At 52.9% G+C, this 21,490-nt stretch carries 25 protein-coding genes; all 25 read right to left on the minus strand.

Annotated elements, in window-relative coordinates:
• Window positions 1-24 precede the first annotated feature (24 nt).
• Window positions 25-702 carry a DUF4166 domain-containing protein gene (locus HH215_RS09575; protein WP_169279697.1) on the minus strand — a complete coding sequence of 226 codons (678 nt, stop codon included), beginning with the start codon at window positions 700-702 and terminating at the stop codon, window positions 25-27.
• Window positions 703-735: 33 nt separating this feature from the next.
• Window positions 736-1,653 carry a DoxX-like family protein gene (locus HH215_RS09580; RefSeq protein ID WP_169279698.1) on the minus strand — a complete coding sequence of 306 codons (918 nt, stop codon included), beginning with the start codon at window positions 1,651-1,653 and terminating at the stop codon, window positions 736-738.
• Window positions 1,643-2,095: a thiol-disulfide oxidoreductase DCC family protein gene (locus HH215_RS09585; protein ID WP_169279699.1), complete on the minus strand. Its 453-nt coding sequence runs from the start codon at window positions 2,093-2,095 to the stop codon at window positions 1,643-1,645. The genes HH215_RS09580 and HH215_RS09585 overlap by 11 nt, the downstream gene beginning before the upstream one ends.
• Before the next feature lie 232 nt (window positions 2,096-2,327).
• On the minus strand, window positions 2,328-2,957 hold the full coding sequence (locus HH215_RS09590) for a response regulator transcription factor (protein WP_169279700.1): 630 nt from the start codon (window positions 2,955-2,957) through the stop codon (window positions 2,328-2,330).
• A gap of 22 nt (window positions 2,958-2,979) precedes the next feature.
• A complete protein-coding gene (locus HH215_RS09595) occupies window positions 2,980-4,290 on the minus strand; it encodes a sensor histidine kinase (RefSeq protein WP_169279701.1) in 1,311 nt (436 codons plus the stop codon).
• 131 nt (window positions 4,291-4,421) lie between these two features.
• Complete coding sequence (ylqF, locus tag HH215_RS09600) at window positions 4,422-5,297, minus strand: ribosome biogenesis GTPase YlqF (protein WP_169279702.1); 876 nt, start codon at window positions 5,295-5,297, stop codon at window positions 4,422-4,424.
• 53 nt (window positions 5,298-5,350) lie between these two features.
• Window positions 5,351-6,097, minus strand: coding sequence for a signal peptidase I (gene lepB, locus HH215_RS09605; RefSeq protein WP_169279703.1), 747 nt, complete (start codon window positions 6,095-6,097; stop codon window positions 5,351-5,353).
• A 76-nt stretch (window positions 6,098-6,173) separates the two neighbouring features.
• Window positions 6,174-6,518 carry a 50S ribosomal protein L19 gene (gene rplS / locus HH215_RS09610; RefSeq protein WP_169279704.1) on the minus strand — a complete coding sequence of 115 codons (345 nt, stop codon included), beginning with the start codon at window positions 6,516-6,518 and terminating at the stop codon, window positions 6,174-6,176.
• 178 nt (window positions 6,519-6,696) lie between these two features.
• Entirely contained in the window at window positions 6,697-7,479 is a 783-nt protein-coding gene (gene trmD / locus HH215_RS09615; RefSeq protein ID WP_169279705.1) for a tRNA (guanosine(37)-N1)-methyltransferase TrmD, read from the minus strand.
• 1 nt (window position 7,480) lies between these two features.
• Complete coding sequence (gene rimM / locus HH215_RS09620) at window positions 7,481-8,002, minus strand: ribosome maturation factor RimM (RefSeq protein ID WP_169279706.1); 522 nt, start codon at window positions 8,000-8,002, stop codon at window positions 7,481-7,483.
• Between the two features lie 153 nt (window positions 8,003-8,155).
• The gene (locus tag HH215_RS09625; RefSeq protein ID WP_115990949.1) at window positions 8,156-8,389 is read right to left on the minus strand and encodes a KH domain-containing protein; all 234 of its coding nucleotides are present in this window, start codon (window positions 8,387-8,389) and stop codon (window positions 8,156-8,158) included.
• A 26-nt stretch (window positions 8,390-8,415) separates the two neighbouring features.
• Window positions 8,416-8,688: a 30S ribosomal protein S16 gene (rpsP, locus tag HH215_RS09630; RefSeq protein ID WP_169279707.1), complete on the minus strand. Its 273-nt coding sequence runs from the start codon at window positions 8,686-8,688 to the stop codon at window positions 8,416-8,418.
• Window positions 8,689-8,733: 45 nt separating this feature from the next.
• Window positions 8,734-10,110: a signal recognition particle protein gene (ffh, locus tag HH215_RS09635; protein ID WP_169279708.1), complete on the minus strand. Its 1,377-nt coding sequence runs from the start codon at window positions 10,108-10,110 to the stop codon at window positions 8,734-8,736.
• 69 nt (window positions 10,111-10,179) lie between these two features.
• A complete protein-coding gene (gene ylxM / locus HH215_RS09640) occupies window positions 10,180-10,530 on the minus strand; it encodes a YlxM family DNA-binding protein (protein ID WP_169284312.1) in 351 nt (116 codons plus the stop codon).
• Between the two features lie 179 nt (window positions 10,531-10,709).
• The gene (locus HH215_RS09645) at window positions 10,710-11,600 is read right to left on the minus strand and encodes an Rpn family recombination-promoting nuclease/putative transposase (protein ID WP_169279709.1); all 891 of its coding nucleotides are present in this window, start codon (window positions 11,598-11,600) and stop codon (window positions 10,710-10,712) included.
• Window positions 11,601-11,761: 161 nt separating this feature from the next.
• On the minus strand, window positions 11,762-12,997 hold the full coding sequence (pucG, locus tag HH215_RS09650) for a (S)-ureidoglycine--glyoxylate transaminase (RefSeq protein WP_169279710.1): 1,236 nt from the start codon (window positions 12,995-12,997) through the stop codon (window positions 11,762-11,764).
• Complete coding sequence (locus tag HH215_RS09655; protein ID WP_169279711.1) at window positions 12,994-14,262, minus strand: Zn-dependent hydrolase; 1,269 nt, start codon at window positions 14,260-14,262, stop codon at window positions 12,994-12,996. Before HH215_RS09655 ends, pucG begins: the two co-directional genes overlap by 4 nt.
• 6 nt (window positions 14,263-14,268) lie before the next feature.
• A complete protein-coding gene (gene uraH / locus HH215_RS09660) occupies window positions 14,269-14,631 on the minus strand; it encodes a hydroxyisourate hydrolase (protein WP_169279712.1) in 363 nt (120 codons plus the stop codon).
• Complete coding sequence (pucL, locus tag HH215_RS09665; protein WP_169279713.1) at window positions 14,631-15,581, minus strand: factor-independent urate hydroxylase; 951 nt, start codon at window positions 15,579-15,581, stop codon at window positions 14,631-14,633. The genes uraH and pucL overlap by 1 nt, the downstream gene beginning before the upstream one ends.
• Before the next feature lie 24 nt (window positions 15,582-15,605).
• Window positions 15,606-16,118: a 2-oxo-4-hydroxy-4-carboxy-5-ureidoimidazoline decarboxylase gene (gene uraD / locus HH215_RS09670; protein ID WP_169279714.1), complete on the minus strand. Its 513-nt coding sequence runs from the start codon at window positions 16,116-16,118 to the stop codon at window positions 15,606-15,608.
• Window positions 16,115-16,618 carry a (2Fe-2S)-binding protein gene (locus tag HH215_RS09675; protein WP_254450428.1) on the minus strand — a complete coding sequence of 168 codons (504 nt, stop codon included), beginning with the start codon at window positions 16,616-16,618 and terminating at the stop codon, window positions 16,115-16,117. The genes uraD and HH215_RS09675 overlap by 4 nt, the downstream gene beginning before the upstream one ends.
• Complete coding sequence (gene pucD, locus HH215_RS09680; RefSeq protein ID WP_169279715.1) at window positions 16,615-18,888, minus strand: xanthine dehydrogenase subunit D; 2,274 nt, start codon at window positions 18,886-18,888, stop codon at window positions 16,615-16,617. Before pucD ends, HH215_RS09675 begins: the two co-directional genes overlap by 4 nt.
• Entirely contained in the window at window positions 18,866-19,804 is a 939-nt protein-coding gene (locus HH215_RS09685) for an FAD binding domain-containing protein (protein WP_169279716.1), read from the minus strand. Before HH215_RS09685 ends, pucD begins: the two co-directional genes overlap by 23 nt.
• Window positions 19,805-19,839: 35 nt before the next feature.
• Window positions 19,840-20,526: a nucleotidyltransferase family protein gene (locus HH215_RS09690; RefSeq protein ID WP_169279717.1), complete on the minus strand. Its 687-nt coding sequence runs from the start codon at window positions 20,524-20,526 to the stop codon at window positions 19,840-19,842.
• The gene (locus HH215_RS09695) at window positions 20,435-21,490 is read right to left on the minus strand and encodes an XdhC family protein (RefSeq protein ID WP_169279718.1); all 1,056 of its coding nucleotides are present in this window, start codon (window positions 21,488-21,490) and stop codon (window positions 20,435-20,437) included. The genes HH215_RS09690 and HH215_RS09695 overlap by 92 nt, the downstream gene beginning before the upstream one ends.

The following is a 21,490-nucleotide window of genomic DNA, read 5'->3' on the forward strand; positions in this document are numbered from 1 at the left end:
TCCCTCGAGCACGCAGGTGCGCCTTCACTCGCGACGCTCCTCGCGCAAAGGTTTGACATCCAACGGAATGTTTCCGGCATCGGTTTCTTGGAACCGCGCCTGAAATCGGCCTTCGTAACGGAAAACAGGGCCGATCATCGGATTGTTAACCGCCACGGAAATTTTGTAGGCGCCTTCCCCGTCGTCATACCATTCGCATACGTCGGCGATCCCCGTCAGTTTAGCCGGAAACCGGAACCGGACGCTCTTCTCGTAAAACCGCTGCTCGCCCGAACGAATTCGGATACCTCCGTTTTCCATGGCGGAAATGCTTAAGTCGACCGCAAGATGCTGCTTCGTACCCAAATAATCGACGATGCCCTGCCTTTCCGGACTATAGATCATCGTGGCGTCGAAGCTGCGGATAGCGTTCGGAAACTTGAATTTCCTGCACCAGGTTACCGTCTCGCGCCCGAATGAATCGACGTAGGCATAATTGCCGATCGTAAAAGGGACCTTTTCCCCGCCTTGCGGAAAAAGGATATGACGGAACGTTCCTACGAACAGCGGAACCGTCGCCCATTTGGAATACCAGATTCGTTCCATCACGCCTTGCCCGATCGATGCTACCCGATCGCTGCTCTTGAATCCGAAACGTTCTTGAATTCGGGGATGCAGCCTATGAAAATCATTCCCGAGAACTTGCTCGTAAATCGATCTCATCCTTTACTCCTCCTTCGTTCGCGCCCGCGCCGTTTATGATTCGTCCGGTTGTCGACGACATTTTCCCGCGTCCGGTAAATTCCGTATCGTTCTCGAGACCAATACCCCCATCCCGAACATGGCTATACTTAGCGTTAAGGGATTAAACGGGGCTTGCAACAGGTCCGGATTGCCGACTATCGCCGCAAGTCCGAGACCTAGCAATGCCCAAGCCTGTAGCTTGAACACCCACCGCTCCCGGTGTTTCAAGCAAAGGAGAATAGCGAAGCCTATTTCCGCGATGCCAACGACCGGCAACGCTATCTCCTCCATGCCCTTGAACCAACCCGTCTGCCGAAGCAACTCCATCTCGCCGGCATTCGGAAACATGAGCTTCGGTACGATGCCTTGGTACAGCCAAAGCGCGACAAGAAGGAGCAAAGCAAAGTAATGGGTAAACGCCCTTTCCAAGCTCGCTGCGGGCGAAATCTTTTTGTCCACCCACAACCTCAGCATGTCGAAGCTCCACGCCGTCGCATATCCGAATAACGGTCGGAACAGCCATCGGTCTACCCATTTGCCGGCTAAGCCGAATCTCGTACGATAATCGTATTTCGTAATGAAGACGACGCCCGCTCCATCGGTCCGCAGCTTGTACTGCCAATAGCCGGCCCCTTCGCGAATTAACGAGATGGGCTCGTTCGAACCGAAAGCCAGAGCCGATGTTCTTTGCCCGTTCCGTCCTTCGGTCGATGCCTTCGTGACTCCCGTGCCCGCAATATCGATTCCGAATCCTATTCTCGTACGATACAGAAATTTTTGCGTCTCCTCATTTTCATCGCGCGGTAAATATTTTATTTCCGAAAACCTCAAGTCCCATTGCTGGTGCAGCTCGGGCTTTTGCGTATGTTCCCACAACGTTTCCATATCCGTCATCATGGGGATTTCCACATAGATGGGCTTAGCCTTCATTTCCCGGTGCCTCCTCAGGATCGTCCACAAATCGTTTACGCACGTTTTCCGTCGGAATCAAACAGCTTTCGTTATAGCCGAACCAGCGATAGCGATGTCGGGCAATGAACTCGTATACCTTATCGCGAATCGCTCTCGGTACGACCATCCCGCCATATAACAGCCCCCATGCGCCTCCGATCTTACGGCAGACGCGCAATGCGGCCGAGGATTTCGTATAGTACCGACCGTTATCGATCATCACGAACGTATCCAGATCCGTCGTCGATAACTTCCCGGATTTCAACAACATTCGTCCGCGATCGGATTGAAGCGAAGCAAACCGAAACTTGGCCGTCGGATCCCGCTTGATGACGAATCGGGTAATCCAGTGGCACAGATTGCATTGTCCGTCGATCAGCAATATGATCGGCTCCGCTCGACCGTTCGTTGTCTCGTGCATTTCGCTTCCTCCATTCGATAGCTTTATTATAGTTCGTTTAGCCGCTTTCGCTTAGTTCCAACTTTCGAGGGACAAACGGCAATAAGGTACTACGAAACGTAGTACCTCCCGACATTATCACACCCAAATTTCTCTCCTCAATCGACAATCCGCTACTTCAATCCTTTTCCGCTCTCCTCAATCAACAACCCGCTGCTTCAATCCTTTTCCGCTCTCCCCAAACGTCAACCCGTTACTTCAACCCTTTCCTCCGCACCTTCTCTACCGCTTCCTTGCTGCTCTTCGCCCCAAGCTTCTTCAAAATTTTGTTTACCTGGTTTTTAAGCGTACTTTCCGTCTTATGAAGCTTCTGCTCCATTTGCGGTTGCGTATAACCGCTTTCGATGAGCTCGAACACTTCGCGTTCCGCGGGCGTCAACTCCTTCAGTTGTTCTTCGCGCTTGAGTCTTGCGAATTCCTTCAGCAAAGCATCCATCGCCGACGGATGATGATAAGCGCTGCGAATCGCCTGAGGAATTTCTTTAAATCGCGTCTTCTCGATATAGTTAACGGCTCCGGCCGTAAAAGCCTGCGTCATAACGCTCTCGTCGCCGACCGACGTCAGCATGATGATTTTGGCGGGATGAATATCGTTGATCTCGGCGGCAACATAGATTCCTTCCATTCCGCCTTCCGTCAACTGAATGTCCATTAGCACGACATCGAACGCCAACGTCCGGGCTAACCGGATAGCTTCTTCCGATTGCATCGCAGCGCCGACGACGAGAATGTCCTCCTCATGATTCAAGAACGCCGTCATCGCTTTGATCCAGTCCGGATCGTCCTCCACCAACAATACTTTGATATGCTCGTCCTTCGACATGGCGCTCCGCTCCTTCATTCGGCTAACCCTTCGGAAAATGTAACGTAAATCGCGTCCCCACGTCTACTCGGCTCGAGACGTCTACCGAACCTCCGCTTTTCCTCATGACGTTATAAACATAAGATAACCCCAATCCGAAATTACGGCTGTTGTTTTTCGTGCTGTAGAAGGGCTCGAATACGCGCGTTAACGCTTCCTGGTCGATCCCATTCCCCGTATCCTCTACAGTTAAGCTAGCTCCTTTAGCGCTCTCTCTGACGGTCACGCGGACGATCCCGCCAGGCTGCGTTGCTTCCGCCGCGTTCGACAACAGATTCCCGATCGCTTCCTTTATGTGTATAGGATCGCATAAGAGCGTCGGATTCGCTTCGAACGCCATCTCGATGGCGATTTCTTTCTCTACGAGCAACGGGCGACAGCTTTCAACGCATTGCTCCGCCAATCGATCCAATCTGCTAAGCTTTGGCGTCAGTACGATATCCTTCGTCCGGCTATGGATCCGTTCGACCATGGCAAGCATATGATCCGAAGATTCGGATATGATCCGCAAATGCTGACCGGAAAGCTCGTCCTCCGGCGGAGTCGTCCTTTTCAGGTTTTCCGCGCTGATCGCGATCTTACCGATTTCGTTCTTCAGCGTATGGTTAAGCAATCGCGTCCCCGTGCTAACGACTTTCATCGCATCGTCAAGCGGATCCCGTTCGATCCTCAGCCTTACGCCCAACACGCCGTAGACGAAGACGCATAGAAGTGCCAACAGGAAGGAATAGATCAGGAAGTACGACACGTATTCGAAAAACTCGAATTCCGGATAGAACGCCCCGGCAACGTAAATGAACGCCAACGCGGCGAGCAAGGTCGGAACGACGATCAGCGTCGTCACGAGTCTGTTCCTTCGCTTGCTTCGGTTGCTCTCCCTTGCGAGCGACAAGACAAGCAACACGCACCCTGCCACATAATAAGGACCCGCCCAAACCAACAGCCATCCGTAGTCGATCTTCATCGCGGGTTCAAACGGCGTCATCGCTGCCGTCAAGGCTATCGGCAAGAGCAACACCCACTTTAGCCACGCTTGCGCTAACCGATTCCTTTTGTCCGGCATACCCGAATATACGATGCAAAAAATCAAGACCGCATAAGGAGTCGCGGTTAAATTCAGAAATTGAATCGCATTGGCCCAACCTTCGTATCCGGCTCCCCTGACCTCTTCGCTCAACCCTCCAATGGAAGCGAAGCTTAGGAATATCGCCGCCCAACGGTTAATCTCGCTTTGGGGGTTGCTGATGATGAGGATCAGAGCGGCCGCAAGAAGCGCCGCGAAATAATAAAGCATGGCTTACCGCCCTCGCATGGGATTTACTCGTAATTTAACATACATCCTGCCGCCGTCAAACAAAAAACTGCTCTTACGGGTTCGTTTCCCGGAAGAGCAGCTTACATGATTCGAAACAAATCCATATTTCGTTACTTGTTCGTTTCTTCAGGGCTTTCCAACGTCATGCGGCCAAGCTTGCCCGATCTGAGATCGCGCAACAACAACGTCGCCGCTTTCTCGTAATCGACATGTCCTCCGCTTACGATGCAACCCCGGCGCTTGCCGATACTTTCCAACACTTGGATCGCGGCTTGCATATCCGGCAATTCGGAAGGGAGTCCCTCTAAGCCGTAACGTTCCGATAAAGCGGAACCGTAATTTTCGACGAGCACCTTCAAGACGAAACATGCGACTTCATCGAGATGAAGGACATCTTCCTTGATCGCTCCCGTTGCCGCCAATCGGAATCCCGCAACGGGATCGTCGAATTTCGGCCATAGAATACCCGGCGTATCGAGCAGTTCTAATTCTCCGCCGAATCGAATCCATTGCTGGCCTTTCGTCACCCCCGGGCGATCCCCGGTAACGGCGATGTTCCGACCCGCCAACCGGTTAATCAACGTAGACTTGCCTACGTTCGGAATCCCGACGATCAAAGCGCGAATAGGCCGGGGCTTCATCCCTTTGTCGATCTGCTTCTGGATTTTCTCCTGCAGCAATTCCTTGGCCTTGCTAGCGAGTTCCTTCACTCCCGATCCCGCGTTCGCGTCGATAGCGTGCGTCGCAAGTCCTTGCGAGCGGAAATAACGGCTCCATTCCGCGGTCTGATCCGCGTCCGCCAAATCCGCTTTATTGAGCAATACGAGCCGAGGTTTCGTGCTCGTGATTTCGTCAACCATCGGGTTTCGGCTCGATTGCGGAATACGGGCGTCCAATAGTTCGAATACGACGTCGATGAGCTTTAGCTTCTCTTCGATTTGGCGTTTCGCCCGGGTCATATGCCCCGGAAACCATTGTATCGTCACTCTAATCACCTCTCTTACAGACAGAAACGCGAGGGGATATCCCCTCGCTATCCCTAATGATTCACTAAGCTGAAATCTTTGATCGGCCAGAAGATCAAATCCGCCCGGCCAACGATCCGATCCTGCGGAATGTACCCGATCATACGGCTATCTTCGCTGTTCGAACGATTATCTCCCATAACGAATACGGTTCCTTCCGGCACTACGCCGTCGGGAAAGGTGATGTTCGGAAAGTTGGAACGATCGCCGTCGTTCTCGTTATACAAGGCGCCTGCCGCATGGGCTTTCTCATAGGCTTCCTTCAGGTAAGTCTCGTCTACTTGCTGTCCGTTTATGTATACGTTGTCGCCTTCGACTTTGACCGTATCGCCAGGAACGCCTATGACCCGTTTAATGAAATCCCGTCCTTGTTCCGGCACATGGAATACGATAACCTCTCCGCGTTTCGGCTCGCGAATTTCGTACAGGATTTTGTTCACGATGATGCGTTCGCGATCCCAAAAGTTAGGCTCCATGGACTGACCATCGACGATAAACGGACTGAGCAGAAACCATCTGATGACGAAAACAAGAATTCCCGCTATCGCCAAGGCTTTAATCCATTCCGTCAATTCGTTTCCGGCTCGATTTTTCTTGGGCTTGTTCGATCTCCCGGATCCGGAAGTTCCGTCCTCTGAGCCATTCGGGCGTTCCGCCCGACTTCCCTCGGTCTGTTGCTCGCGAATCGCTTGTTCATCGGAAGCCGATGCCGTTTCAAGCTCGGCCGATTCGTTTGGTTTAGGATTTCGATTCAGGTCCATTCGCAATCGCCTCTAGCTTTCTTATAGAATGCAAAAAGGAGAGCTTGAACTTTGCCAAGCCCTCCTCTGACGCTCATTATCGAATTTCTTTGATCCGTGCTGCCTTACCGCGCAGGTTGCGCAGGTAGTACAGTTTCGCGCGGCGAACTTTACCGCGGCGAGCCACTTCGATTTTCTCGATGCGAGGGGAATGTACTGGGAAAGCACGTTCTACGCCAACGCCATAAGAAATTTTACGAACCGTGAAAGTTTCGCTGATTCCGCCGCCGCGACGTTTAATAACAACGCCTTCGAACAGCTGTACGCGCTCACGGGAACCCTCGACGACTTTCACGTGTACTTTCAGCGTATCGCCGGGACGGAAATTAGGTACGTCCTTGCGCAATTGCTCTTGCGTGATCGCTTGAATTAGGTTGCTCATTGAGTGTTCACTCCTTCCATAACAGACGTTCGTACCCCGCTCCCCGAATGTCGGCATTCGGATCTTGGCGTGCAGAGGACCGTCCTACTCGTTCACTGATTTTGTCCCGATTCCTTACGGAGAGCATAGACAAAACAACATTTGAAATTTTATCATATTCACGAATAAAATACAACCATCACTTCGAAGATTGCGTTGCCCGCTCTAGCTGGATCCGCTTCTCCTTCAACCATTTCCGTTCTTCCGGCGTCAGTTCCGCCCGTTCAAGCAGCTCGGGACGACGAACCAACGTCCGCTCCAGCGATTGTTTCCTGCGCCATTTCACGATTTCCGCATGATGGCCGGATAAGAGCGTATCGGGAACTTTCCAGCCGCGGAACTCGGCCGGGCGCGTATAGTGCGGATATTCGAGCAGGCCGTCGCTAAAGGAATCGGTAACGGCGGATTGTTCGTTCCCGAGCACGCCGGGAAGCAACCTGACGACGGCATCGACGACGACCATCGCCGGGAGTTCGCCGCCCGTTAACACGTAATCGCCGACCGACAGCTCGTCCGTCACCAAATATTCGCGTATGCGCTCGTCGTAGCCCTCGTAATGGCCGCAAACGAAGATCAGGTGGGATTCCTCCGATAACTCCTGGGCAACCTCCTGCGAGAAAGGCTTGCCTTGAGGGCACATAAGCACGATGCGGGGTTTCCTGACTGCCGTATCCATGGCCAACCGTGCCTGTTCCTCGAGCAAGTGCTCTACCGCGCCGAAGATCGGCTCGGCCTTGAGCACCATCCCCCCGCCGCCCCCGTAAGGCATATCATCGACGGTGTTATGCTTATTGTTCGAGAAATCGCGAAAGTTGACCGTATTCAGCGAAACGATTCCTTTATCGCGGGCTTTGCCCAGAATACTCGAGCCGAACACGCCGGTGAACATGTCCGGAAATAACGTTAAAACATCAATGCGCATTTTAGAGCAATCCTTCCATCAGGTGCACTTTGATTTTGCGGGCGGTCACGTCCACGTCCAGTACGACGTCGTCGATGACGGGCAACAGCAGCTCCTTGCCCTTCGCCATCTTCACCACCCAGACGTCATTCGCTCCCGGAGACAAAATATCCGTAACGGTACCGAGCGTCTCGCCCTCGTCGGATACGACCTCGCAACCTACGATGTCTCGGAAATAATACTCCCCTTCGGGAAGCGGTACGCGTTCGTCGTCCGTCACTTTGAGCTCCCAACCCTTGAATTTCTCCACTTGGTTGATATTATCGTAGCCCTTTATTTTAACGACATACATCGTTTTCTGCTCGCGCGCGGCCACGATCTCGATCTCTACCGGAGACCCGGAATCCGGCGGAAACATTTTCAGCTTGTTCCCTACCTTAAACCTTACCTCGGGGAAATCCGTCTGGGGATATATTTTAAGCTCCCCTTTAATCCCGTGAGTGTTCACGATTTTACCTATGTTGAGCAATCGCTCGTCGGACATGGAATAAACCCCCTAAAATCTAAAACTTCAGCACCTATAATATAGCACCTAAGTCTAGGTAAGCAAACGCATCATGTAAACGCTAGGGCTGTTCCTCTATTTTATAAGAAAGGCCGTACCGCGCATAATGCACGATACGGCCCCATAAGCCAATTATTCCGAGACAATGTCCACGATGACGCGCTTCCGCTCCTTAACCGCAGCGGAAGAGACTACCGTACGTAGCGCTTTCGCGATACGTCCCTGCTTGCCGATTACTTTGCCGACATCGTCGGGATGAACGGAAAGCTCGTACACCAGGCCTCTCGCGTCTTCCTTGACCTGAATTTGCACGTCTTCCGGATGATCCACCAACGCTCGGGCAATAACCCGAATCAATTGTTCCATGGCTCAGCCCTCCGGTATTTAGACGATTACTTCTGGAGCTTGGATTCGTGGAATTTCTTCAAAACGCCGGCTTTGCTCAGAAGGTTGCGAACGGTATCGGACGCTTGCGCGCCGTTTTGCAGCCATTTCAAAGCTTTTTCCTCGTCGATTTGTACTTGAGCCGGTTGTGCAACCGGATTGTACAAGCCGATTTCTTCAATAAAACGACCATCGCGCGGGGAACGGGAATCCGATACGACTACGCGATAGAACGGAGCTTTATGAGCACCGATACGTTTCAAACGAATGCGAACTGACATTGACTTTCACCTCCTTGACAAGAATCAGGTTTAGCGGAAACGATCTTAAAACGGAAACTTCATATTTTTGCCGCCGAGCATGTTTTTGAGCCCTTTGAGACCGCCTTTAGGGCCTTTGGGACCCATCATGCCTGAAAACTGTTTCATCATTTTCTTCATGTCCTCGAATTGCTTCAGAAGACGGTTGACGTCGGCCAACGTCGTTCCGCTACCGGCGGCGATCCGTTTGCGACGGCTGTAATTAATGATGTCGGGCTTTTTCTTCTCCGCCTTCGTCATCGATTTGGCGATCGCTTCCGTGCGCGCGATTTGCTTTTCGTCGATTTTGAAGTTCGGATTCCCTTTAAGCTTGCCCATTCCGGGCATCATATCAAGAAGCTGATCCAGAGGTCCCATCTTGCGAACCTGCTCCATCTGTTCAAGGAAATCGTCGAAGGTAAAGTCCGCGGTGCGCATTTTGCGCTCCATTTCCTTAGCCTTCTCCGCGTCCATGTTCGTCTGCGCCTTCTCGATCAGGGAGAGCATGTCGCCCATGCCGAGAATTCGGGAAGCCATCCGATCCGGATGGAACGCTTCAAGCTGATCGATCTTCTCGCCCGTGGAAGCGAATTTAATCGGGCATCCCGTCACGGCTTTGACCGACAATGCGGCTCCACCGCGAGTATCGCCGTCTAGCTTCGTCAGAACGACCCCGGTCAGAGCGAGTTGCTCGTGAAAGCTTTGCGCGACGTTAACGGCTTCTTGTCCGGTCATCGCGTCGACGACGAGCAATACTTCGTCGGGATTGACCGCGGCATGAATGTCCTTGATCTCTTGCATCAGCTCGGCATCGATCTGCAATCGGCCGGCCGTATCGATCAGCACGTAATCGTTGCCTTGCTCCTTAGCCAACTGAACGCCTTGTTTCGCGATTTCGACGGGACTGACTTGATCGCCGAGCGTGAATACCGGAGCTCCGATTTGGCCGCCGAGCACTTCCAGCTGTTTAATGGCGGCAGGGCGGTAAATATCGCCCGCGACTAGAAGCGGCTTGTGATTCTGGGATTGCAACAGCTTCGCGAGCTTGCCCGTCAACGTCGTCTTACCGGCACCTTGCAAACCGGCCATGAGAATGACGGTAGGCGGTTTGTTCGCTTTCGCGAGCTTCTCCTGGGTACCGCCCATCAGTTCGGTTAGTTCTTTGTTAACGATGTCGATGATGACCATCGCGGGCGTAAAGCTTTTCACCACTTCTTGACCGGTGGCTCTCTCTTTCACCTTCGCGATGAAATCCTTGACGACCTTAAAGTTTACGTCCGCTTCAAGCAGGGCTAGGCGCACTTCGCGCATCGCTTCGTTAACGTCGTCCTCCGAAACTTTGCCGCGGCCCTTCAGCTTGCCGAATACGTTCTGCAGCCGGGTCGATAATCCTTCGAATGCCATTTCCCATCCCTCCTTCGGAACGGTATTTTACTAAAAATCTATCTGCGATATCGGTTAGGCTAACGAAAGTCACTCCGCGTTCCGCAGCTTGGCGGCGGTGTCCGCGAGCGATTCGCGCCACTCGCGCGGCAAGGCGGCAATCTGCGATTCCAGCAACTCGATGCCTGCTTGCAGCTTAATATGCCGCTCGACAAGCCCAAGCTTGGAATCGTATTCCTCCAGCACTTGCTCGGCTCGTTTGAGATGCTCGTATACCGCTTGTCTGCTAATCTGAAAATCGGCGGCGATCTCACCTAAAGTATAATCGTCATGGAAGTAACATTTCAAGAAAGTCTGCTGTTTGTCGGTTAACAAAGGTCCGTAGAAATCATACAACTCATTGATTCGGTTCGTCTTCTCTAGCGCGTTCTCACCGCTCACAATGGCTGCTCCCTTCATTCCCGCGCGGATTACTCTGCGCAGCCCGACGATCGGGCCGACGTTTTCCGCGATTTCATTGTCAAGGATAAACCCTTTACATCCCAACCACTTTCACTATGTTACCCAATAGCAAAAGAGATGTCAAGGGAAATCCCTTAACATCTCTCTCGGGCCGATAATCACGAACTCGTTGCTTCCTGCAGCTTTTGAATACTCGGAGCCGGCAATCCCGTCACCTCGGTGATCAGTTCTACAGGGTAGCCCTTGTCGAGCAGCCTCGCGGCTACTTCTTCTAAGCCCTCGAGCTTTCCTTCAAGCTTTCCTTCAAGCTTTCCTTCTACTTTCCCTTCCTCACGCCCCATTTTCCTCCATCTTGAAATGATCTCCATCATTTCCCCCTCCTCTTGCGGATTTCTTTTCATAACTTCGCCCTCCAACTTGAAACGTTCCTTGGGAGTGAGATTAAAATAGGTTTCAAAAACGACCGTCAGCAATTCCATCTGCGCTGGATCAATTTTTAATCTTAACAGTATCCGAATAAACCCTAGTTGGATTTCATATCTATCTTTCTTATTATACCCCATACTACTCAAAAGAGCAGCAGCCACAGGATTATCCGAATGTATAAAATCGCGCCAATTCTGATGCTTGATCTCCAGGACATAATAGTGAAACCTCATGACATCTAGAAACGGAAACTTCCAGAAGAACTCGTTCGGCTCCTTCGTTTTCCGACTGTGGCTAAATATAGCGATCGGCAGAACCTTGCATCGGTATTTCTCATACAACCGACTTGCATAAAGAAACATCCTTTCCGCAAAATCCTTTTCGTAATAGGATTGAGGTTCTAGATGGACGATTAGGATCGCATTTTCTCCTTTCAACTTCGTCTCGATGAGCAGATCAACCCTTCCCCTCTTGCCTCCCTTCAAATCCGTGAAAATTTCCTCCGAAAGAAACACGATATGATTAAAGTCGAGCCATTGCGACACCTGCGGGAAAAACAACTCCACGAATTCCTTGAAGAAAGTTTGTAGCAATTCTTTATACAGCCTATCGTGATCAACCATGCGCTCCCCCGTTTCTCATAGGCGCGAAAAAGCAAAAAACCGCACATTGCCCTATTAGGACAACGAGCGGCGCGTGCTTCACGACCGATATGTATTAGTAGTTAAATGGTATCATGTAAGATTCTTGGGTGCAATCGAAATTTATCATAATTGGATAGACATCAGGAACAATAAATATCCATTGCCGCCTGAACGCCCGCTCCGGTTTGGATATGTACGCCGTGGCGAACGAGAACGGCTTCGAGAGCCCCCAGCAGATGAAGGACGTTTTTGCGGCTGCAGCTGTAGCCCATCGTGCCTATTCTCCATATTTCCCCTTTAAGCGGCCCGAAGGAACTCGCGATTTCGATGCCGAACAGCTCCAGCAGCATCGATCGAACCGACTCCCCGTCTACTCCGGGCGGGATGCGGACGCAAGTCACGACGGTAAGCTTGCATCTAGCGTCTCCGTACAGGGACAGTCCCATCGCCTGTAGCCCGGCCACAAGAGCCGTCTCCTGCAAACGATGTCTCGCGAACCGCGTTTCCATCCCTTCCGCAAGCACGATTCTTAAGCCCTCCCTTAGCGCGTACAGCATGGAGGTCATCTCCGTATGATGGTTCAAGCGACGTGGGCTCCAGTAATCCTGGAGCTGGCTAAGATCGAGATAGTTGCTACGGATCGGAGATATTTGTCGCGCATCGTTACTCGAATCGCCGCCGGACTGCCTAAGCCCTCTCTCGATTGATTTCCGTCGCGCGATTTTACGTTCCGCCCGATCATTGTAAGTAATCGGCGCCATCCCGGACGGGACGGACAAGCATTTCTGAGTGCCTCCGATCACCGCGTCCAGACACCAAGCATCGACCTCGAGCGGAACGCCTCCGATGGTCGCGACCGCATCGACTACGACGAGGACATCCAGCTCCCGGCAAGCTTTACCGATCGCCTCGAGCGGCTGAATCCGTCCCGTGGAAGTTTCGCCATGGACGATGGCCACCAAATCCGGCTTTTCCCGCAAAATTGCCGCGATCACTTCCTCCGGATCGTAAACTTCTCCCCAGGATTTCTCCAGCACGACCACCGCGGCCCCGCATCTCTCCGCGATTTCTTGCAGCAAGTAACCGAACCGTCCGAAGATGGGAACGAGTACTTTGTCACCCGGCTCGATCAGACTGACAAGAACCGCTTCGATGCCCGAGCGGGACGTCCCGTCTATCGGGAACGCCCATTCGTTCTCGGTACGAAAAACCGAACGGAGCATCGCCATCGTATCGTTCATGAGCGCCGTAAATTCAGGATCGAATTGCCCTAATATCGGATAAGACATCGCTCGCAACACGCGCGGGTCGACTTCAACCGGTCCGGGAGTCATAATCGTTCTCGGGGATGGCGACAGTTCCGAATATAGGTTCATCTCTCATGCTCCTCGTAAGCCAATTCATGTAGCAGAGCGGTTAGCACCGAAACCCCGTCCGCGAGCTGTTCCGGCGCGGTAAATTCTTCGGGCGAATGGCTGATCCCCGCTTTGCTCGGAACGAAGATCATCGCCGTTGGACAAAGACCGGCAAATAACTGCGCATCGTGACCGGCGCCGCTGAACATTCTCCTGTGATTCAACGACAAGCGGCCGCATATTTGTTCGATTCGTTCCGTGAGCGGACGGCTCATGGGAACCGGCGTCGTCGCCAACCAAGGCGTAACTTCGAGCGCCAGTCCTCTCCGGTTAGCGATATCCTCGTATTCCTGGAATAAATAATCGCAAAACCAAGACAAAGTCCGCTCGTTGTCATGACGAATATCGAGCGAAAACTCGACTACGCCCGGTATGACGTTCGGAATATTCGGCGCCGCTTGAAGCCTTCCCGCAGTGGCGACCAGCGCCGCGGCTCTGGTTGCCAGCTGCTCCAGCCGCACGATCAACTCCGCGGCGCCGGCCAGCGCGTCGGTCCTCATATTCATCGGCGTAGTCCCGGCGTGATTGGCTTCTCCTCGCAAGGTTACCGAATATCTGCGCTGGCCAACGATCGCTTCCACGATCCCGATTTGCTTAGCCATTCTCTCCAAAATTACCCCTTGCTCGATATGAAGCTCTACGAACGCGCCCAGATCCGAGCGAACGCTATCGATTTGATCCTCCCTACCGAATCCGGAAGTTTCCATTGCCGCATGCAAACTTACTCCTTCCGAATCCCTTACCATTTGTCCTCCGCGCCAGTCGAACTGCCCGGTCATATTCCCGGACCCCCAATAAGCGATCGGAAACCGGCTTCCTTCCTCCTCGCAGAAGGATACGACTTCCAAGGGATGAACGGGCGTTCCGTAAGTTTCCTTCAAGGCGCGTAACGCCGCGATGCCCCCGATGATTCCATAGGCGCCGTCCAGCTTTCCGCCGTTTCTGACCGTGTCGATATGCGAACCGGTCAGAATGACAGGAGAGGACGGGTCGCTTCCCTCGAGTCTACCGATCAGATTGCCGACCTTATCGAAACGAACGGATAATCCCGCTTCGCGCATCGTCCGAGCCAGAAAATTCTGCGCAGCTTTCCACGGTTCCGAATACAGCAGGCGCGTAACGCCGTCTCTTTCTCCCTCGGCAGTTTCGCTAAACTCGGCCAGTGTATCGATTAATTCGTTAAGTTCGGTATTATGATCGAAACGAATCCTTTCACCCACTTGCATTCCTCCCTAACTCCCTCTGTAGGTGCTGTATCCCCCAGGGGCGACAAGCAACGGAACATGATAATGGCTATTCTCGTCCGCCACCCGGAATCGGATCGGAATAATCTCGAACAATAGCGACTCCATATCGCGAACCTCTTTGAAATAACTGCCCATATCGAACGAAAGCTCGTATTCGCCGGTTGCCATGTTTTTCCCTTCAAGCAACGGCGCGTCCAGACGTCCATCCGAATTGATCCGGTCTTCTTTCAACAGCTCAAGCGTCGTCGATCCGCTTTCCCGCTTCCAGAGCCGAACGATCATTCCCGAAGCCGGCTTGCCATGGGAAATATCCAGCACGTGCGTCGTAATTCGGCCGGAAGCTCCCATTAGTCGTTCCCCGCTTCCGCCAGATCGCCGCGCGTCATCGTGAATCCTTGGAAACCGTACGGCGGACGAGGCTCGGTGTAAACTGCCGCTTGTCCAAATCCCTTAGGCTCAACGAACGTTTCCCATGTCCGGTTGTTGGATTCGAAGAAAACTTCCTCCAATTGCGGAAATCGGCCGAGTATCCGCAAGCCGATCCGATAAAGCAAATACTGAATCGACGGCGTCTTATATTCATGAAACACATGGTGTGCGATATCGCGTACTTGTTCCGCTGCGACGTACCCGCTCCCGCCTATAGCATCGGAGTGATGAGTATAGCTCCAATCGATATTCAGAAAAATAAATAGCGGCCGATCGTAGCTTTCCGGCAAAGTCGTGTATTCGTCGCGAATAAAACCGAAAAAGGAACTTCCGCTTACTTTAATGAGTTGCAAGTCGTTTAATCCGCTCCGCATCGCATTGACCGCCGATCCCTCCGATACGCGAACAAGCTCAAGCCTCGCATGCGATGTCTCATTGTGCATTGCCCTGTATACGAGGTCGCTGTTTGCGAAACCGCGATCCCCCTTCACGGTGACTTGGCCGAACGGAATTCGCGTTGCCTCGATATCGATTCCCGTAATATGCGCGTATTTCGCGAGAAACCTCTCTCCTAGAAAGCTTAGCAGCCCTTCGGTCGTGTTTCCTTCGTATAAAACGCTTTGCCCGAGAATGAAGTTTTTCATCGAATCGGTCGCGACAACTCGACTGTTGTCCCCCTCCGTAAAAGAAGTCAATAGCGATTCACCGCTTACGGAGAACTTGATATTATGTGCGAAAATGACGTTTTCGTTACCGCGATACGAAGATTCCTCGATCATTTCCACGTTTAACGGGGCGGCGTACGTTCGATAAGTCAAGACGTCCCCCTTGCCATAGTAAAGCGTTCGACCGTTCTGCAGCTTCCGCATAGTTCCCCTCTCCCCGTCGTCCGTTTAAGCTTCCAGCAGTTGTTCCAGGCGGAAACCGGTAATTTTCCCGATTTCCCCTAACGCCGTCTCCCTTTCCTCCGCTTCCGAATGATGGACGCGAATTTTCATCGCCATCCTAATCTCGTTCTTTCCCTTCCCTTTGACCGCCATAATAAAAGGGAATCCGAATTTATCCGTATATTCGCGGTTAAGCGCTGCGAATATTTCATATTCGTCTTGGGTTAATTGGCTGAGGCCGGCGCCTTGCTGTTCCGCCGCGGAATATTCAGTCACTTCCAACCTCGTTGCCAGATCGGGATGTCCCCGGAACAAAGCGGTAATTTGCTCTTCCGGAGCGCGAGCAATGACTCCCAACATCGCATCGTGCAACTGTTTGCGCGTCTTGAATGGCCGTTGCTCCCATGCGCTTTCCGCTACCCATGGTGCGTTCTCGAAAATGCCGCCCAACACTTCGGTAAATTGCTCCCGACTCATTTTGCTAACGACCAGCATCGGAATGGCTAACTTTGTTCTCATGAAGTATCCCTCCCTAGTAATGCGGCTTTGCGAACGGAACGAATAATCCCCCCGTAGCCAGTGCATCTGCATAGGTTACCCGATAGCGCCTCCGTCATTTCTTCCTGGCTTGGATCCGGATTACGGGTTAGCAACGCTTTAACCGATATAATCATTCCCGGAGTGCAATAACCGCATTGATAACCGCCTTCCTCGAGAAAACACCGCTGAATCGGGTCGATCTCGTCGACGCTTAACCCTTCGATCGTCGTTATCCGCTTCCCCTCGCACTGGTAGGCCATCGTCAAGCAGGCATTCGTCGGCTCGCCGTCGATCAATACCATACAAGCTCCGCAACGCCCGATTTCGCAAGAAATTTTCGTTCCCGTCATTACTAGGTCATCTCGCAATATCGATAACAACTTTCTCGAGGGAGGAACTTCTAACTTAATGATTTGCCCGTTAATCTCGCACGAAATCCCTTTTTCCGAACGCATCTCCGCCAATCCCCTGTTCATCATTCGCTGTTCGCCTCCTCTCTTAGAAACTCGGGGAGTTCCTGCAACAACTCGGGATTTATGGGCAGTTTATTTATTCTTATGCCAGTAGCATCGAATACCGCTGCCGCGATCGCGGGCGCAACGCCGACCGAACCGATTTCCCCTACGCCTCTAGGCCCATGATCGTCCTCTTCCGGAAGCTCCTCGATCGCATGAACCTCGACATCCCCCATCAGATCGGTCCATGTCGGCACCAAATACGAGTCCAGATTTTTCGTTAAATAATGACCTCCCTCCATTACGGCGTCTTCCATCAGCGCGAAACCGACGGCCATTCCGCTACCGCCTTCGATCTGACCCAAATAACCTTGAGGATTCATGACCGGCCCAGCCGCTACCGCATGGTACTGCTTCAACAGCTTTACCCTGCCGGTTAGCGCGTTAACTTCCACTTGAACGGCAACAGCCGAATACGTGTATAAATAGTGCGCGCCGATACGTTTAGTCGGCGATGTCGGAAACGGAAAATGCGTGAGAAACCGAATCTCTTCCGATGCTTCCCCGGCTAGCCGGGGATAAGGAAGCAACAATTCATCCGAGGTACGATCCCGAATCCCGCCGATTCCGACTTTCAGTTGATCCGCGGGTAACGCGAGTACCCTCGATGCCTCTTCGAGCAGTCGGTTCAAGAAAGGCTGGCGAAGCTTCTGCAGCGACTTCCACATCATGCTGGTTGCCCGGGATGCCGTACTCGATCCTCCATGCAGAACGAGATCCGTATCCCCGATAACGATTCGCAGATCTTCGGCGCCGAATCCGAATTGTTCGATCATCATCAGTTCCAGCGTCGCGATCAACCCTTGCCCGAACTCCTCGTAACCGAAGATCGCTTCGATTTTGCCGTCATCGGACAACGCCAGCATTCCGCCGGCTGGATCGGGAATCCCGAAGCCAAGACCCGAACCATGCATGACGAATGCGGCTCCCGTCCCACTGCGAATCCATGGCTCTCTTGAGGGTTGATGATGACGGTTTAACCACAATTCGCTCCCGGCAAGCGATTGCCACACTTGATCCGCTCCGTCCGTAGGTACGATCGCCTGTCCGACCGGCCCCGGGTCTTTCGGCTTGCGCATGTTTCTTGCTCGAAATACCCAAGGATCGATCCCGAGCCTAGCAGCCAACCGATCCATCTGACCCTCCAATGCGAATATTGCCTGATTCCCTCCGAAGCCTCGGAATTCGCCGGACACTCCGTTATTCGTGTAGACGGATACGCCTTCGACGGCCACGGATTCGTACAGGTACGGTCCGGTAACGTGTTCGATCGCGAAGTTGAGCACTTCGGCGCCAAGCGTTGCATAAGCTCCCGTATCCGCGACGATATCGACCTGATGGGCTAGAATTGCGCCATTCGCGTCAACGCCGGTTTTCATCCTGATCGTCATCGGGTGCCGCTTCAACCCCGAACGTACGGACTCCGCGCGCGAGTTGTGGATCTTCACCGGTTTCCCCGTTACCAACGCGAGCAATGCCCCGTACGGTTGCACGTTTAACTCGTCTTTGCCTCCGAAGGAGCCTCCTATAGGACTTGAGATCACCCGGATGTTGAACTCCGGCAAGGCCAATATCCTCGCCAATTGCATTCGATCTTTATAACCATGCTGAGTCGGGGAATAAACCGTTAATCTGCCGCCTTCCTCGGGAATGAACAAGCCTCCCTCCGTCTCCATGTAGGTATGCATTTGCCTCGGAGTCGAATAGGTTTCTTCCACGATATGCGCGCATTTCGCGAAGCTCATCTCCACGTTGCCGTGTCCGTATTGATTCCGGTGAAGGACGTTGCCTCCCGGATGCAGCTTGGGCGCTTGCTTGGTTTGCGCTTTGACCGGATCGTCGACGACGGGAAGAGGAACGTAATGCACCTCGATGTTATCTAACGCAAGCTGCGCAATCTCCGGCGTTTCGGCTGCGACCGCGGCGATAGCGTCGCCGATATAACGAACCCTATCCTCGCAAAATACCGGCTGGTCGGGGTTAACAATTCCGAATCCGTTCATGCCCGGGATGTCCGAATGCGTGATAACCGCCCGTACTCCCGGAATCTTCCTCGCCTTATCCGTGTGAATCGATACGATTCCGGCGTGCGGATGAGGACTGCGCAACACCTTGCCGATCAACATTCCTTCTCTCGACATGTCCGTCAGGTAAGCCAGTTTACCGGTCACCTTCTCCGTGCCGTCCGGCCTAATCCGCCATCTCTCCCCGCTAGACGATCGACTTAGCGCCATTCGGCTCCCTCCCCTCGTTCGTCCAATCAAGGTAAGCTTTCCATAGCTCGGTTACGATCAGATTCGCGGCCGTTTTCTTTCGGTAGGCATCCGTTGCAAAAGGATCCGTTTTCGGCTTATAACCGGCCATGATCGCATGATGTACCTCTCTCAGAAGCTCTTTGCTCAAAAACTCGCCTTTCAATAGCTTCTCAGCCGCGTGCAGCCGATGAGGAATCGTTTGTCCTCCGCCTGCCGCGATGGCGATGTTCGCTACTCTCCCGTCCGCTTTCATTCCACCGTTGAGGGCGACCGTAACGAGAGACGGCGCAAAAGCTTCCCTACGCCCTACTTTATGATAAGCTCCGAATCTCTTCGGCACGGTATCCGTCTCCGCGAATAAAGGAAGGCGAATACGGGTTAACAAATGGGAAGCTTTAGGCATTTGAACCTGTATCCGTTCGACCCATTCCGATGAATCTTCCGTCATCGGGCTAAACCCCGTATTCCATTCGAAATCGGCATAACAAACGATAAAGGCCGGAAGAGAATCTCCGACGCGCGAAGCGACGTTCCCTCCGATCGTAGCCAAGTTCCTCACCGACGTTGCCGCGATCGAACGGATAGCATCGACCAGTATCGGGAAAAGCTTGTTGACGTGGGCATCGTAACGACAGGTCCCGAGCGTCGTAAGCGCGCCTATCGTAAGCGAATGCTCATCTATCGTAATCCCCGTCATTCCGGGAATAGAGCTTAAGTCGATCATATGTTTCGGCACGGGAACCGCCCCCGATTCCCATTGCGTTCTCAGCAGCGTCCCCCCTGCCACGTACACCGCATCCGCGTCAAGCAACTTCTTGTACGTCCATGCCTCCGTCGTATCCCGAGGGTGCCATACGGAGGGAGACCGAATGTTGTCATCTTGCCCGAAAGCCATCTTTTCCCCCTCCTTTTCCAAGTAAAATCATGTCATTATGAATCCGAAACGACGGAAGCCCGAATATTGCCGGAACTACCGGAAGCCCGAATCCATTCCGCCCAATAGCGCCTGGCCCGCTCTAGATCGGAAGGCGAATCCACGTCCGCGAATGTATAATCAGAATCTACTTCCACCCGTTCTCCCTGATAATCGGAAGAGACGAATAGTTTACGCGCGCCCGCATCCCCATGCAAACGGTCCAAAGCATCGAACGTGCTCGGAGCGAATAAGGCCGGAGGCATGGAGATCGGGCCGCAAGCGCAAGCCACGTAATCCAAAGTCCGATTTTCCGCATAGGCATTAGCCAAACGATCCAGCAATTTAGCCGTAATGAAAGGTTGATCCGCTAAGACGACGATAATCGCTTGCGGGTCGGACGGAAGCACCGCCTGCAATCCCTCGCGAATCGAGTAAGACATCCCCAGTGGAGCTTGACTGCAAGTAACGACCTTCAGCTTCGATGTACGTTCGTTCAACTCCTCGGGTCCTGGCATCCACCTTAGCTCATCATTATCCCGGACGACTACCGCAACCGAATCCAGGTAGGTACAGGCCATCATTTCCATGAGCGCGATCGCTCCTAATCGCTTACCTGGCGCAAGCTCCAAAGAAAGCTTCGGAACGGTCATTCTGCTGCTCTGCCCAGCCGCCAAGTAGATTCCCGCCATTCGTAATCGCAATGCCGCCCACTCCCCGTTCTCTTCTCCGCGCTTTCCTTACCGCGATTAATTGCGCCGTGATGCTGACCGCGATTTCCTCCGGCCCGTCGGCGCCGATAGCGATTCCTACGGGAGCATGAATGAAGTCCATAGGGGGAACCCCTTCCAGGAGGCGATCGATTCGGCTAGCGGACCCCATAATACCAAGGTACGACGGCTTTAGCGGCAGTATCCCCTCTAGCATTTCTCGATCCTTAGCGATCTGATGACTGCAAATCAATATATAATCAGTCGAGCTAAGGTTTAATGCAGCGATGATCTTCTCGGTCGATCCAACCGCAAGCTCCGCATTCGGATATCGTTGCGAATTGCATAAGATCACCCTCCAATCCCCAACCGCAACCCGGAAACCGACGTCTCTTGCTAATCGAACGATCGGTATCGTCCCCTCGTCGGCACCGAACACGAACAACCTGCTCCGAGGTGCAAATCGCGTCGAGAACAACGGATTACGCCATTCGTTACCTGAATGCGCATTATCCCGATTACTGCCAGGTATGGAAGATCTGACGGCATACTCGATGCGGCGCCCGGAAGAGTACCTTAACCATTCCAACTCGAAACCCGCTTCCACCTTGAGATAAGCTTGCTTGAGTAAATCCATTGCAGCATCTCCCAGCGGCTCCAGCAAAATTTGAAGGATCCCGCCGCATCCCATCGATTGTCCCCAGATCGCATCCTCTTCCGGGATAAGGTTGTAAGCGATCAGCTCGGCTTCGCCTGATAACAGGAGATCTCCGACCCTTTCATGCAGATCGGATTCCAGGCACCCGGGACTCAGACTCCCTATCCGGCTTCCGTCGGACAAGAGCAGCATGCAAGCTCCGGCTTTGCGGTAGGAGTGACCTTCCGCATGCAGCAAAGTCGCCAACACAGCCGGTTTGCCTGATTCATGCGCATAGGCCAATATCGAGAAGTTATCCAT

This window comes from Cohnella herbarum (assembly GCF_012849095.1).
GTDB classification, from domain to species: domain Bacteria; phylum Bacillota; class Bacilli; order Paenibacillales; family Paenibacillaceae; genus Cohnella; species Cohnella herbarum.

Coding starts and splice junctions, on each gene's coding strand:
- HH215_RS09590 (WP_169279700.1), bottom strand. CDS start 2,957: ATGTCGAAGGACGAGCATATCAAAGTATTGTTGGTGGAGGACGATCCG.
- uraH (WP_169279712.1), bottom strand. CDS start 14,631: ATGGGAGCTTCCGGCCGAATTACGACGCACGTGCTGGATATTTCCCAT.
- HH215_RS09695 (WP_169279718.1), bottom strand. CDS start 21,490: ATGGATAACTTCTCGATATTGGCCTATGCGCATGAATCAGGCAAACCG.
- HH215_RS09580 (WP_169279698.1), bottom strand. CDS start 1,653: ATGAAGGCTAAGCCCATCTATGTGGAAATCCCCATGATGACGGATATG.
- rplS (WP_169279704.1), bottom strand. CDS start 6,518: ATGAGCAACCTAATTCAAGCGATCACGCAAGAGCAATTGCGCAAGGAC.
- trmD (WP_169279705.1), bottom strand. CDS start 7,479: ATGCGCATTGATGTTTTAACGTTATTTCCGGACATGTTCACCGGCGTG.
- HH215_RS09575 (WP_169279697.1), bottom strand. CDS start 702: ATGAGATCGATTTACGAGCAAGTTCTCGGGAATGATTTTCATAGGCTG.
- HH215_RS09685 (WP_169279716.1), bottom strand. CDS start 19,804: ATGGCTTTCGGGCAAGATGACAACATTCGGTCTCCCTCCGTATGGCAC.
- rpsP (WP_169279707.1), bottom strand. CDS start 8,688: ATGTCAGTTCGCATTCGTTTGAAACGTATCGGTGCTCATAAAGCTCCG.
- lepB (WP_169279703.1), bottom strand. CDS start 6,097: ATGGACCTGAATCGAAATCCTAAACCAAACGAATCGGCCGAGCTTGAA.
- HH215_RS09625 (WP_115990949.1), bottom strand. CDS start 8,389: ATGGAACAATTGATTCGGGTTATTGCCCGAGCGTTGGTGGATCATCCG.
- HH215_RS09655 (WP_169279711.1), bottom strand. CDS start 14,262: ATGCAAGTGGGTGAAAGGATTCGTTTCGATCATAATACCGAACTTAAC.
- HH215_RS09595 (WP_169279701.1), bottom strand. CDS start 4,290: ATGCTTTATTATTTCGCGGCGCTTCTTGCGGCCGCTCTGATCCTCATC.
- pucG (WP_169279710.1), bottom strand. CDS start 12,997: ATGAACCTATATTCGGAACTGTCGCCATCCCCGAGAACGATTATGACT.
- HH215_RS09675 (WP_254450428.1), bottom strand. CDS start 16,618: ATGATGAACAGGGGATTGGCGGAGATGCGTTCGGAAAAAGGGATTTCG.
- uraD (WP_169279714.1), bottom strand. CDS start 16,118: ATGAGAACAAAGTTAGCCATTCCGATGCTGGTCGTTAGCAAAATGAGT.
- rimM (WP_169279706.1), bottom strand. CDS start 8,002: ATGTCCGACGAGCGATTGCTCAACATAGGTAAAATCGTGAACACTCAC.
- pucD (WP_169279715.1), bottom strand. CDS start 18,888: ATGGCGCTAAGTCGATCGTCTAGCGGGGAGAGATGGCGGATTAGGCCG.
- HH215_RS09585 (WP_169279699.1), bottom strand. CDS start 2,095: ATGCACGAGACAACGAACGGTCGAGCGGAGCCGATCATATTGCTGATC.
- HH215_RS09645 (WP_169279709.1), bottom strand. CDS start 11,600: ATGGTTGATCACGATAGGCTGTATAAAGAATTGCTACAAACTTTCTTC.
- ffh (WP_169279708.1), bottom strand. CDS start 10,110: ATGGCATTCGAAGGATTATCGACCCGGCTGCAGAACGTATTCGGCAAG.
- pucL (WP_169279713.1), bottom strand. CDS start 15,581: ATGCGGAAGCTGCAGAACGGTCGAACGCTTTACTATGGCAAGGGGGAC.